Annotated in this window: 13 protein-coding genes; 10 read left to right on the forward strand and 3 right to left on the reverse strand. The window is 73.5% G+C overall.

The genetic code is table 11. The features are described from left to right. The first annotated feature begins 18 nt into the window (after positions 1–18). The 9 genes from ACSDG8_RS24460 to ACSDG8_RS24500 all read left to right on the forward strand — a co-directional run bounded on the left by ACSDG8_RS24460 (position 19) and on the right by ACSDG8_RS24500 (position 8874). Positions 19–384, forward strand: a complete 366-nt coding sequence (locus ACSDG8_RS24460) for a VOC family protein (protein ID WP_116507911.1) — start codon at positions 19–21, stop codon at positions 382–384. After that, complete coding sequence (locus ACSDG8_RS24465; protein WP_210898149.1) at positions 371–1603, forward strand: deoxyguanosinetriphosphate triphosphohydrolase; 1233 nt, start codon at positions 371–373, stop codon at positions 1601–1603. Before ACSDG8_RS24460 ends, ACSDG8_RS24465 begins: the two co-directional genes overlap by 14 nt. Before the next feature lie 49 nt (positions 1604–1652). Next, positions 1653–2489: a siderophore-interacting protein gene (locus tag ACSDG8_RS24470; protein WP_210898151.1), complete on the forward strand. Its 837-nt coding sequence runs from the start codon at positions 1653–1655 to the stop codon at positions 2487–2489. A gap of 117 nt (positions 2490–2606) precedes the next feature. Further along, positions 2607–4241: a BCCT family transporter gene (locus ACSDG8_RS24475; RefSeq protein ID WP_210898153.1), complete on the forward strand. Its 1635-nt coding sequence runs from the start codon at positions 2607–2609 to the stop codon at positions 4239–4241. 43 nt (positions 4242–4284) lie between these two features. Then, positions 4285–5259: an ABC transporter ATP-binding protein gene (locus ACSDG8_RS24480; RefSeq protein ID WP_210898155.1), complete on the forward strand. Its 975-nt coding sequence runs from the start codon at positions 4285–4287 to the stop codon at positions 5257–5259. Further along, entirely contained in the window at positions 5256–6107 is an 852-nt protein-coding gene (locus ACSDG8_RS24485; protein WP_073831205.1) for an ABC transporter permease, read from the forward strand. Before ACSDG8_RS24480 ends, ACSDG8_RS24485 begins: the two co-directional genes overlap by 4 nt. A 10-nt stretch (positions 6108–6117) precedes the next feature. Continuing rightward, positions 6118–6363, forward strand: a complete 246-nt coding sequence (locus ACSDG8_RS24490) for a helix-turn-helix transcriptional regulator (RefSeq protein WP_013287928.1) — start codon at positions 6118–6120, stop codon at positions 6361–6363. A gap of 73 nt (positions 6364–6436) precedes the next feature. Continuing rightward, a complete protein-coding gene (gene dnaG / locus ACSDG8_RS24495) occupies positions 6437–8332 on the forward strand; it encodes a DNA primase (RefSeq protein WP_210898157.1) in 1896 nt (631 codons plus the stop codon). After that, entirely contained in the window at positions 8332–8874 is a 543-nt protein-coding gene (locus ACSDG8_RS24500) for a hypothetical protein (RefSeq protein ID WP_210898159.1), read from the forward strand. Before dnaG ends, ACSDG8_RS24500 begins: the two co-directional genes overlap by 1 nt. A gap of 19 nt (positions 8875–8893) precedes the next feature. Here ACSDG8_RS24500 and ACSDG8_RS24505 read toward each other — a convergent pair whose 3' ends face one another. Genes ACSDG8_RS24505 through ACSDG8_RS24515 form a run of 3 tightly spaced genes read right to left on the reverse strand, consistent with a single transcriptional unit; the run spans position 8894 to position 11204 of the window. Beyond that, positions 8894–9457, reverse strand: coding sequence for a TetR/AcrR family transcriptional regulator (locus ACSDG8_RS24505; RefSeq protein WP_210898161.1), 564 nt, complete (start codon positions 9455–9457; stop codon positions 8894–8896). Continuing rightward, entirely contained in the window at positions 9454–10245 is a 792-nt protein-coding gene (locus tag ACSDG8_RS24510) for an ABC transporter permease (RefSeq protein WP_210898163.1), read from the reverse strand. Before ACSDG8_RS24510 ends, ACSDG8_RS24505 begins: the two co-directional genes overlap by 4 nt. A gap of 35 nt (positions 10246–10280) precedes the next feature. After that, on the reverse strand, positions 10281–11204 hold the full coding sequence (locus ACSDG8_RS24515; RefSeq protein ID WP_210898165.1) for an ABC transporter ATP-binding protein: 924 nt from the start codon (positions 11202–11204) through the stop codon (positions 10281–10283). A 78-nt stretch (positions 11205–11282) separates the two neighbouring features. Here ACSDG8_RS24515 and ACSDG8_RS24520 point away from each other — a divergent pair, with 78 nt between their 5' ends. After that, positions 11283–11822 (forward strand): GNAT family N-acetyltransferase, encoded by a 540-nt coding sequence (locus tag ACSDG8_RS24520; RefSeq protein WP_210898167.1) that lies wholly within the window; start codon positions 11283–11285, stop codon positions 11820–11822. Positions 11823–11834 lie beyond the last annotated feature (12 nt).

Raw genomic sequence — 11834 nt, forward strand, 5'->3', positions numbered from 1 at the left:
ATCAGGAGGGGTGTCCACATGACCGCCGTCTGGGAGAACCTGGTAGTCGACGCCCGGGACCCGTCCCGGCTCGCCAGTTGGTGGGCGGAGGCGCTCGGTTATCAGGTGATCACCGACAAGCCGGACGAGGTGGAGATCCGCCGCACCCCCGACACGCTGCCCGGTCTCGTCTTCGTCCCGGTCGCCGGGGCGAAGGAGGGGAAGAACCGGCTGCACATCGACCTGCGCCCGGCCGACATGGAGGCCGAGGTCGAGCGCCTCGTCGACATGGGCGCGCGGCACGTCGACATCGGCCAGGGAGACGTGGAGTGGACGGTGCTCGCCGACCCGGAGGGCAACGAGTTCTGCGTTTTGCGCCAACGCGGCAACGGTGACCGGGGCTGACGCGGCGCGGCTGGTCGACGAGGCGCCGAAGGACACCGGGTACGGCCGGTCGCCGTTCGAGCGGGACCGCGCCCGGGTGCTGCACTCGGCGGCGTTCCGGCGGCTCGCCGCGAAGACGCAGGTGCACACCGCCGGCACGAACGACTTCCTGCGTACCCGGCTGACCCACTCGCTGGAGGTCGCGCAGATCGCCCGCGAGATGGGCGCCCGGCTCGGCTGCGACCCCGACGTGGTGGACACCGCCGGACTGGCCCACGATCTGGGTCACCCGCCGTTCGGGCACAACGGCGAGTACGCGCTGGACGAGCTGGCCGCCGCCTGCGGCGGGTTCGAGGGCAACGCGCAGACGCTGCGGGTGCTCACCCGGCTGGAGGCCAAGGTGCTCACCCCGGACGGGCGTTCGGTCGGGCTGAACCTGACCCGGGCCGCGCTGGACGCGGTGAGCAAGTACCCGTGGCCGCGCCGCCCCGGCGAGCGCAAGTTCGGCGTGTACGCCGACGACCGCCCGGTCTTCGACTGGCTGCGCGAGGGCGCCCCGCCCGGTGCCCGGCGCTGCCTGGAGGCCCAGGTGATGGACTGGGCCGACGACGTGGCGTACTCGGTGCACGACGTCGAGGACGGCATCCACGGCGGGTACGTGGACCTGCGCCCGCTGCTGGCCGACGCGGACGAGCGGCGGGCGCTCTGCGCCGACGTGGCCGCCACCTACTCGGGTGAGGCGCCGGAGGATCTGGGCGAGGTGCTGGCCGACCTGCTCGCCGATCCGGTGCTCGCCCCGCTGGCCGCGTACGACGGCAGCCACCAGGCCCTGGCCGCGCTGAAGGCCACCACGAGCGTGCTCACCGGCCGGTTCGTCTCCCGCGTGGTGGCCGCCACGCAGCAGCGCCACGGTCCCGGCCCGCACCGCCGTTACGCCGCCGACCTGGTGGTGCCGCGCCGTACCCGGGCGCAGTGCGCGCTGCTCAAGGGCATCGCCCTGCGGTACGTGATGCGCCGCCCCGGGGCGGAGGGCCGGTACGCGCGGCAGCGCGACGTCCTCGCCGGGCTGGTGACGGCGCTGCTGGACCGGGCGCCGGACGTGCTCGACCCGGTGTTCGCGCCGCTGTGGCGGGACGCGGCGGACGACGCCGAGCGGCTGCGGGTGGTGATCGACCAGGTCGCCTCGCTCACCGATCCGGCCGCGCTGGCCTGGCACGCCCGCCTGGTGTCGGCGGGCTGACCGCACCGCCCCGGGGGCGCACGCGCGAACTTAGGTTAGCCTAAGCAGTATGACGGACCGCCCGAAGAACCTCACCGCCGCCACCGTCGTCCGGACCACGCGGCCCACCCCGCACCTGATCCGGCTCGTGCTGGGCGGTCCGGAGCTGGCCGGGCTGCCGGTCGGCGCGTACACCGACCACTACCTGAAGTTCGTCTTCCCGCCGGACGGCGTCACCTACCCGCACCCGGTCGACCTGGCCACCATCAAGCGGGAGTTCCCGGCGCACCAGTGGCCGCGGCTGCGCGCGTACACGGTGCGGGCCTGGGACGCCGCGGCCGGTGAGATGACCGTGGACGTGGTGCACCACGGCGACGAAGGGCTGGCCGGGCCGTGGGCGGCCGCGCTGCGTCCCGGCGACCGCGTGCTGTTCACCGGGCCGGGCGGCGCGTACGCGCCGGACCCGGCGGCCGACTGGCACCTGCTGGCCGGCGACGAGAGCGCGCTGCCGGCCATCGCCGCCGCACTGGAGCGGTTGCCCGCCGGGGCGCGCGCGACTGTGTACGTCGAGGTGGGCGGCCCGGCCGACGAGCTGCCGCTGACCAGCGCCGCCACCGTCGACCTGCGCTGGCTGCACCGGGGCGGGCGCCGCTACGGCGAGCCGCTGGTCGAGGCGGTCCGGGCGCTGGAGTTCCCGCCCGGCCGGGTGCACGCGTTCGTGCACGGCGAGGCCGGCGCGGTCAAGGAGCTGCGGCGGCTGCTGCGGGTCGAGCGGGGCGTGCCCCGGGGCGATCTGTCCATCTCCGGCTACTGGCGGCAGGGCCTGGACGACGAGGGCTGGCGCGCCACCAAGCCGGCGTGGAACGCCGCCGTCGAGGCCGAGGAGGCCTCCGCCGTCCCGGCCTGACCGGCCCTCGCCCCCGCTCCCTCCCCCGTCCCGCTCCCGACGTGGACCTCCATGATCGACGGTACGGGGTGGGGCGTTTCGTCCCACCCCGGCACCCGCTCTGCCCAGGATGGGGACATGGGGGAAGAGGCGGGGGAGCGGGCCGGGGCGCAGCCGGTCGACCGGGTGGTGCTCGGGCTCGGTGTGGCCGGCGTGCTGGCCGTGGTGGCCTGGGGCGTGTTCGCCCGAGGCTCACTGGCCCGGTTCGGCGAGTCCGGCCTGGCCTGGACCGTGAGCACGTTCGGCTGGTTCTTCGTGGTCGCGGCGGACGCCTTCCTGGTGCTCGCGGTCGTCGTGGCCGCCTCCCGGTTCGGCCGGATCCGGCTGGGCGCCGACGACGACGAGCCGGAGTTCGACACGCTGGCCTGGGTCGCCATGATGTTCAGCGCCGGCATGGGCATCGGCCTGGTGTTCTTCGCCGTCGCCGAACCGATCCAGCACTACGCCACGCCGCCGCCGGCCTCCGGGGTCGCGCCGCAGACCGGGGCCGCCGCCGCGACCGCCATGCAGTACACGCTCTTCCACTGGACGCTGCACCCGTGGGGCATCTACGCGATCGCGGCGCTGGCTTTGGCGTACTCGGCGTTCCGCAAGGGGCGGGGCAACCGCATCTCGTCCGCGTTCGCACCGCTGCTCGGCGACCGGACCGACGGTCCGCTCGGCCGCGCGATCGACCTGCTCGCCGTCTTCGCTACCGTGTTCGGGTCCGCGACCAGTCTCGGGCTGGGCGCGCTCCAGGTGGCGGCCGGCCTCGACCTGGTGGCCGGCGTGCCGGACAGCCGGGTCGTCGAGTTGACGATCATCGGCGCGCTCACGCTCGCGTTCGTCGTGTCCGCCTTCTCCGGCCTGCACCGGGGCGTCAAGTGGCTGTCCACCACGAACGTGCTGATCGCGGTCGTGCTGATGCTGTTCGTGTTCGTGGTCGGTCCGACCGTCTACACGCTGGAGGTGCTGCCGGCCTCGGTCGGTGACTACCTGAGCGGCCTGGTGCGCATGTCGACGCGTACCGGGGCGTTCTCCGACCCGGCCTGGCTGGGCTCGTGGACCATCTTCTACTGGGCGTGGTGGATCTCCTGGGCGCCGTTCGTGGGCACGTTCATCGCCCGTATCTCGCGCGGCCGAACGGTCCGCCAGTTCCTGATCGGGGTGCTGCTGATACCCAGCGGCGCGAGCACCGTCTGGTTCGCGGTGATGGGCGGGACCGCCCTGCGTACGCAGACCACCGGCACCCGGGACCTGGTGGCCGACGTCGAAGCCGGGTCCGAGCAGGCGCTGTTCGGGCTGCTCGACGCGCTGCCGCTGGCCACGCTGACGAGCGTGCTCGCCATGGTGCTGATCGGTCTCTACTTCGTCACCAGCGCGGACTCGGCGTCGCTGGTGCTCGGCTCGCTCAGCTCGCGCGGCGCGCTGCGGCCGCACCGCGGGGTGGTGGTGCTGTGGGGCGTGCTGATCGGCGCGGTCGCGGCGGCGTTGCTGCTGGCCGGCGGCCTGGCCGCGCTGCAACAGGCGACCATCCTGGTCGCGTTGCCGTTCGTCGTGGTGATGCTGGGCCTGGCCGTCGCGGTGCTCCGGGAAATGGCAGCCGATCCGATGCTGCGCGCCGGGCCCCGGCCCCGCCGTTCCGGCCTGGCCGCCGCGGTGAACGCGGCCCGGTCGTACGAGGAGGAGGAGCCGGCCCCCGTCACGCGCTGGTTCCACAGTCGTCGCCGTTGAGCGGGGTACCTCGGAATGTAGTAGAGGTGCTACATTCCGAGGCATGACTGCGGTCGAACTTCCCGGGGCCGTCGCGTCCCCCCGACCTCCCGACGAGGATCTCGTCCTCGACGTGCGGGATCTGCGCATGCGCTACGGCGCCGTCGACGTGCTGCACGGCGTCGACCTCACCGCCCGGCGGGGCGAGGTGCTGGCGCTGCTCGGGCCCAACGGCGCGGGCAAGACCACCACCATCGAGATCCTCGAAGGCTTCCGGCTGCCCTCGGCCGGCACGGTGCGCGTGCTCGGCGCCGACCCCGCCCGCGCCGACGAGCGGTGGCGCGCCCGGCTGGGCGTGGTGCTCCAGTCCTGGCGTGACCACGGCAAGTGGCGGGTGCGGGACCTGCTCGCCCACCTCGGCGACTTCTACGCGCCGTACGCCACCGACCGGTTCCCGCGCCCGTGGCCGGTGGACGACCTGCTGGACACCGTCGGGCTGAGCGCGCACGCCGGCAGCCGGGTCGCCCGGCTCTCCGGTGGCCAGCGCCGCCGCCTCGACGTCGCGGTCGGCATCGTCGGCCGCCCGGAACTGCTCTTCCTGGACGAGCCGACTGTCGGCTTCGACCCGGCCGCGCGGCGCGAGTTCCACGAGCTGGTGCACCGCCTGGCCGACCTGGACGAGACCACGATCATGCTGACCACGCACGACCTGGCCGAGGCGGAGAAGCTGGCCGACCGCATCCTCATCCTGGCCGGCGGCCGGATCATCGCCGAGGGCTCACCCGACCAGCTCGCCCGGCGCGTCGCGGGCGACGCCGAGGTGCGCTGGACCCGCGACGGCGAGCGGTACGTGCACGCGACCGCCGACGCCACCGCGTTCCTGCGCGACCTGTTCCGGGAGCACGGCGACCGGATACGCGAGCTGGAGGTGCGCCGGGCCAGCCTGGAGGACGCGTACCTGACGCTGGTGCACGAGGAGGAGACCGGCATCCGTACCGGCCGGGCCGAGCGGGTGTGGCAGCAGGAGGCGAACCGATGAACCCCACCACCAACGCGCTGCGGGCCGGGCTGCGGCGCGGCGTGATCGAGCTGCGCGCGACGTTCACCAACGGCCAGGATCTCTGGACCTACTTCTTCCCCACTGTGGTGCTGCTGGTCGCCGTGTTCTGGATGCGCGGCTCGACGGTCCCCGGCACCGACTTCTCGCTCGGCGCCCGTACGCTGCCCAGCGCGCTCGGCATGGGCCTGCTCTTCGGCGGCCTGCTCGGGCTGGCCAACCAGCTCGTCATCGACCGGGAGGACGGCACGCTGCTGCGCGCCAAGGCCATCCCGGACGGCATGCTCGGCTACCTGGTCGGCAAGATCGTGCTGGTCTCGGCGGTCGCGCTGATCGGCGTGGTCATCCAGCTCACCCCCGGGCTGTTCTTCCTCGACGGGCTGCGGCTCGGCGACCCCGGCGCCTGGCTCACGCTGGCCTGGGTGGTGCCGCTCGGGCTGGTGGCGACGCTGCCGCTGGGCGCGGTGATCGGCTCGCTGATCGAGAACCCGCGCAACATGGGCCTGGTGGTGATGCCGATCTTCGGTCTGATCGCGCTGTCCGGCATCTTCTATCCGATCAACGGCCTGCCCGGCTGGCTCCAGGGCGTCGCCCAGGTGTTCCCGCTCTACTGGCTAGGCTTGGGCATGCGCTCGGCGCTGCTCCCGGGCGACCTGGCGGCCGTCGAACTCGGCGGCTCCTGGCGCCACCTGGAGACGGTCGGCGTGCTCGGCGCCTGGGCGGTGCTCGGGCTCGTGCTGGCCCCGGTGGTGCTGCGCCGGATGGCCCGCCGGGAGTCCGGCTCGCGGGTCGCGGCCCGGCGGGAGCGGGCCATGCAGCGGGTCGGATGAGAGGGCGTCGATGAGCGAGACCGTGCACAACCGGATCGCGGTGCTGCGCGCCGAACGGGGCATCTCCCGGCGGCAGCTCGCCGACGCGCTCGGTGTGCACTACCAGACCGTCGGTTACCTGGAGCGCGGCGAGTTCCGGCCCAGCCTGCACCTGGCGCTGCGCATCGCCGCGTACTTCGAGGTGCCGGTCGAGGTGGTCTTCTCCATCGAGCCGTTCCCGCGCATCGGCGACCCCGCCGCGGCCCGCTCGGCCTGAGCCGGCGGGGGCGGGCGAGGCCGGCCACACGCCCGTCCCCCCGGCCGCCGGAACGTCGGTCCGGCAGGGCAGGATGTACGCCGAGGGGGTGGCGGTCATGGCGGGGCGGATCCGGGACGAGGACATCGCGCTGGTCCGCGAGCGCACCTCCATCGCGGACGTCATCTCCGAGGTGGTGACGCTCAAGTCGGCCGGCGGCGGCAACCTCAAGGGGCTCTGCCCGTTCCACGACGAGAAGAGCCCGTCGTTCAACGTCTCGCCCGCCCGCAACGTCTTCTACTGCTTCGGCTGCGGGGTCGGCGGTGACGCCATCAAGTTCCTGATGGACGCCGAGCACCTCAGCTTCGTCGAGTCCGTCGAGCGGCTGGCCGCCCGCGCCGGCATCCAGTTGCGTTACGTCGAGGACGACCGGTCCGCGCCGCGTAACCGCCCGCAGCAGGGGCAGCGGCAGCGCCTGATCGCGGCGCACGCCGCCGCCGTCGACTTCTACCGGGCCCAGCTCACCACCGCCGGCGCGCGTCCGGCCCGCGAGTTCCTCGCCGGGCGCGGCTTCGACCGGGCCGCCGCCGAGCGGTACGGCTGCGGCTTCGCCCCCGACGGCTGGGACCTGCTCACCAAGCACCTGCGTCAGCAGGGCTTCACCCACGACGAGCTGGTGACTGCCGGTCTGTCCCGGCCGGCCCGCTCCGGTTCGCTGATCGACCGGTTCCGCCGCCGCCTGATGTGGCCGATCCGGGACATCACCGGTGACGTGATCGGCTTCGGCGCCCGCAAGCTCTTCGACGACGACGACGGCCCGAAATACCTGAACACCCCCGAGACGCCGATCTACAAGAAGTCGCACGTGCTCTACGGCATCGACCAGGCCAAGCGGGAGATCGCCAAGCAGGGCAAGGTGGTGGTGGTCGAGGGCTACACCGACGTGATGGCCTGTCACCTCGCCGACGTGCCGACAGCGGTGGCGACGTGCGGCACCGCGTTCGGCGGCGACCACATCTCGGTGCTGCGCCGGGTGCTGTTCGACAGCGACGAGCGGGCCGGCGAGATCATCTTCACCTTCGACGGTGACGCCGCCGGGCAGAAGGCCGCGCTGCGTGCCTTCGAGGACGACCAGCGCTTCGTCGGGCGTACCTTCATCGCGGTCAGCCCCGACAACATGGACCCGTGCGAGCTGCGCCTCGCAAAGGGCGACCTGGCCGTACGCGACCTGGTGGCCCGCCGCGAACCGCTCGTGGACTTCGCCCTCCGGCACGTGATCAGCCGGTTCGACCTGGACACCGTCGACGGCCGGGTCGAGGCCATGCGCCGCGCCGCGCCTCTGGTGGCGAAGATCAAGGACCGGGAGAAGCGCCCGGAGTACGTCCGCAAGCTCGCCGGTGACCTCGGCATGGAGATCGAGCCGGTGCAGCGCGCGGTGCTCGGCGCGGCGAACGGGCAACCGGCGCCCGGGACGCCCGCCGCGTCGGCGCGCCCCGGCCGGGCCGCGCCCGCTGTGGACAGCCCTCGGTCCATGGTGGAGCGGGAGGCGCTGAAGCTCGCGTTGCAGGAGCCGGTGCTGGCCGGTCCGATGTTCGACGCGGTCGAGGCGACCGACTACCAGCACCCGGTGCACGTCTCGGTACGCGCGGCCGTCGCCGCGGCTGGCGGCGCGTCCGCCGCCACCGGCGGCGCGGTCTGGATCGAGCGGGTCCGCGACGCCTGCGACGACCTGGCCGGGCAGGCGCTCATCGGTGAGCTGGCGGTGGAGCCGCTGCGCATCGACGGCGAGCCGGACCCGAGGTACGTCTCGATCACCATGGCGCGGCTCCAGTGGAGTTCGGTCACCGGCCGCATCCGTGACCTCAAGTCGAAGATCCAGCGGATCAACCCGGTGAGCAACAAGGACGAGTACTTCGCCCTGTTCGGGGAACTGCTCTCGCTGGAACAGCACGCACGGGCACTGCGCGAGCAGGCCGCCGGAGGATTGTGATGGGACTGTTCAACCGCCGGCCGAAACTCCCGTCGGCAGACCGGCCGCCGCTGGCCGCCGACGAGCGGGTGCTCGCCTGGGCCGCCGCCGGCACCGGCGAGGGCGGCAACGACGGCGTGCTGGTCGCCAGCAACCGCGGGCTCTGGCTGCCCGGCCGGGTCGACCGCCTCGGCTGGCACGACATCCTCAAGGCGGTCTGGTCCGGCCGGGAGCTCACAGTCACCCCGGCCGAGTCGGTCGCCGAGCGCGACGGATACCTGGTGGTGGCGGACAGCCACCCCGAGACGTACCTGCTCGTCGACCCGGGTGACCTGCCGCACCAGGTCCGGGATCGGGTCACCGGCTCGGTGGCGTACACCTCGCACCACGAGATGCCCGGCGGCTCCGGCCGGATCGCGGCCCGGCGGGTGTCCGGGGTCGACGGCCTGACCTGGACGGTCCGCTACGACCCGGGGACGCCCACCGACGACGAGGACGTGGTCGCCGAGACCGCCCGGCTGGTCGCGGCGGCGCGGGCCGCCACCACCCCCGCCGACGTCTGAGATCGCGGGCCACGCCGGGTCAGGCGGGGCCGGAGCCACGTGGGCGGGCGCCGTCGAGGAAGAGCGCGACAACCCGGGCGGGTCCGGTCTCGTCGGTGAGGTCGGCCGCGCGGGCCAGGTGCAGGAACGCGTTCATCAGGAACTCCGGTTCGCCGGTGACGGCGCCTTCGGCGCGGGCGTCGGCGAAGAACCGCGTCACCGGCGCCAGCATCAGGGCGACGTAGAGACCCGAGACGTGCTCGCTGGTCTCGGCGGAGACGAGCGGCAGCGTGTCGTAGATGCGCTGCTCGAAGGTGACCGCGTCGCCGTGCTGCCCGGCGGCGACGGTGGCGAGCGCGTGCAGCCGGTGCGTCACGTCGCCGGGGCCGGCCAGCGCCGCGGAGATCCGGGCGCCGACGTCGCGGATGTACCGCTCCGCCACCGCGATGTAGAGATCCTCCTTGCCGCCCGGGAAGTGGTGGTAGATGGACGGCTTCTGGATGCCGACGCTGCGGCCCACGGCTACCAGGGAGATGCCCTGGTAGCCGGTCGCGGCGAGCTGATCGGCGAAGGCGTCCATGATCTGGGTGCGGGTGTCGCTCATCGGTTCTTCCTGGCGTGGTGGAGGGCGAGGGCGCAGGCGGCGGTTCCGGCGACGGCGAGGGCGGCGAGGGCCGCGACGCCGATCGGGGCCGCGGTGAGCGGCGTGCCGCCGCCGAGCTGCCGGGCCGTGTCGACGATATAGGTGAGCGGGTTGACAGTGGCGATCACCCGCATCCACCCGGCGAGTTCGTCGACCGGCGCGAACACGCCGGTGAAGAACGACAGGCCGAACACGACGAGCGTGACCAGGTTGGTGGTGGACGCCGAGCCGGACCGGATGGCGAGCGCCGTGCTCAGCAGCGCCACACCGAGTCCCAGCGCGAGCATCAGCAGCAGCATCCCGGCGACGCCGGACCAGCTCGCCGGCCGGTAGCCGATCGCGGTGGCCCCGGCCACTGTCACAGCCATCTGGAGCACGACCGCGATCAGCGCGGCGACGACCGGGCCGACGAGGAACGGCGTCGTGGTCCCGTGCGCGAGCCGGAGGCGGTCCAGGTATCCGCTGGTGATGTCGCCCAGCACGAGCGTGCCGGCCGCGCCCGCGCCGGTGGCGACGCCGGTGAGCAGGATCAGCGGCAGCAGGAACGCGATGAAGCTCGTCCCGCCGAGGTAGGTGCTGCCCACGGCGTCGAGCTGGCCGGCGTAGACGAGCAGGAAGAACAGGGACTGGGCGACCGGGGCCACGAGCAGCGCCGGGGTACGGAGCACGGCCCAGGTCGAGCGTCTGATCGCCGCGAGGACGACCGGGGCCGGGGATCGGCGGGGCGGGGTGAGCGCGAGCGGGAGCACGGTGTCGGGCCTTTCGGGGTGCGGTGGGTCACGCCTCAGCGGGCGGCGAGGGCGACGAAGACGTCGTCGAGGGAGGGCTCGGCAAGGTGGAGCCGGGTGATGTCGGCGGCGATCGCCCCGGCTTCGTGCAGGGCGGCGGTCAGCGCGCGCGGGTCGTCCGGGACGCTGAGGCGTACCCGGCCCGGACGGTCGGGGTCGGCGCGGAAGCCGGCCTCGGACGCGGCGGCGAGAGCGGTCGCGGCGGCGGCGTCGGACAGGTCGAGCGTCAGCGTGCGGACGCCCACGCGCCCCTTGAGCGACGCCGGTGAGCCCTGGGCGACCACCCGGCCCTCCCGGAGCACCGCGATCTCGGTGGCCAGCACGTCCGCCTCGTGCAGGTCCTGGGTCGAGATGAGCAGGGAGGTGCCGGCCTGGTTGAGGCGGGTCAGCTCGGTCCAGAAGTCGATGCGCGCGAGCGGGTCCAGGGCGGTGGTCGGCTCGTCCAGGATCACCACCGCCGGCTCGGCGACGAGCGCCACTGCCAGGTCCAGCTTGCGGCGGGTGCCGCCGGAGAGCTTGGCCACCCGGGAGGACCGGTGCTCGCCCAGCTCGAACAGGTCGACGAGTTCCCGGGCCCGGTGTGCTCGCTGCCGGCGTCCGAGCCCGAGCGCCACGCCGTGGAAGTCGAGCACCTCTGCCGGGCTGGCGAGGGGGTCCAGCGCGTTCGACTGCGGTGCCAGGCCGATCAGGCGCCGCGCGTCCCGCGCCTGCGTCACGGTGTCGAAGCCGCCGACGCTGACCGAGCCTGACGTCGGCGTGCGCAGGGTGGCGATGATCTCCAGCAGCGTCGACTTGCCGGCGCCGTTGTGGCCGAGCACGACGAACCGGCTGCCCGGCGCGACGGCGAGGTCGAGCGCGCGCAGGGCGTCACGCGTCCCGTAGGTCCTGGTCAGAGCGGAGGCGAGCACGAGCGGGGTCATGCCACCCACCCTACCGACCGGTCGGTAGGGTGGCCAAATCCGGTTGTCCACCCACCCGTACGCGGTTAGCGTCGCGGAATGTTCGCCACCGAGCGCGTACGGCTGCGCCCGCCCACCCCCGACGACGCGCCGGCCATGTTCCGCCTGGACAGCGATCCGGAACTGCACCTGGTCACCGACGACGAGCCGTTCCTGCCGCAGCACGTGGGCCAGGTCCGGGCCCGGCTGGAGAAGCGCGCCGGCGAGCAGCCGGACGTCCGGTCCTCGGTGTCGCTGCTGGCCGAGACCGTCGCCGACGGCACGTTCCTCGGCGTCGGCACGCTGTGGGGGATCAACGCGTTCAACGGGCTCGCCCACCTCGGCATCACGCTGGTGCCCGAGGCGCGCGGCCAGGGTTACGGCACCGAGGTGATCCAGCTGCTCTGCCGGTACGGCTTCCGCAACCGCAACCTGCGCCGCCTGGAGATCGAGACGCTCGCCGGCAACACGGCGATGCGGCGTACCGCCGAGCGGTGCGGCTTCGTCCACGAGGGCACCCAGCGGGAACGCGGGTACGACGGCGACGGCTTCGCCGACATGGCGATCTACGGCCTGCTGCGGCGCGACTGGACCCGGTAGGGGACCGCCACG

The sequence above is a fragment of the Micromonospora sp. LA-10 genome (assembly GCF_051853095.1).
Taxonomy (GTDB): Bacteria; Actinomycetota; Actinomycetes; order Mycobacteriales; family Micromonosporaceae; genus Micromonospora; species Micromonospora echinospora_A.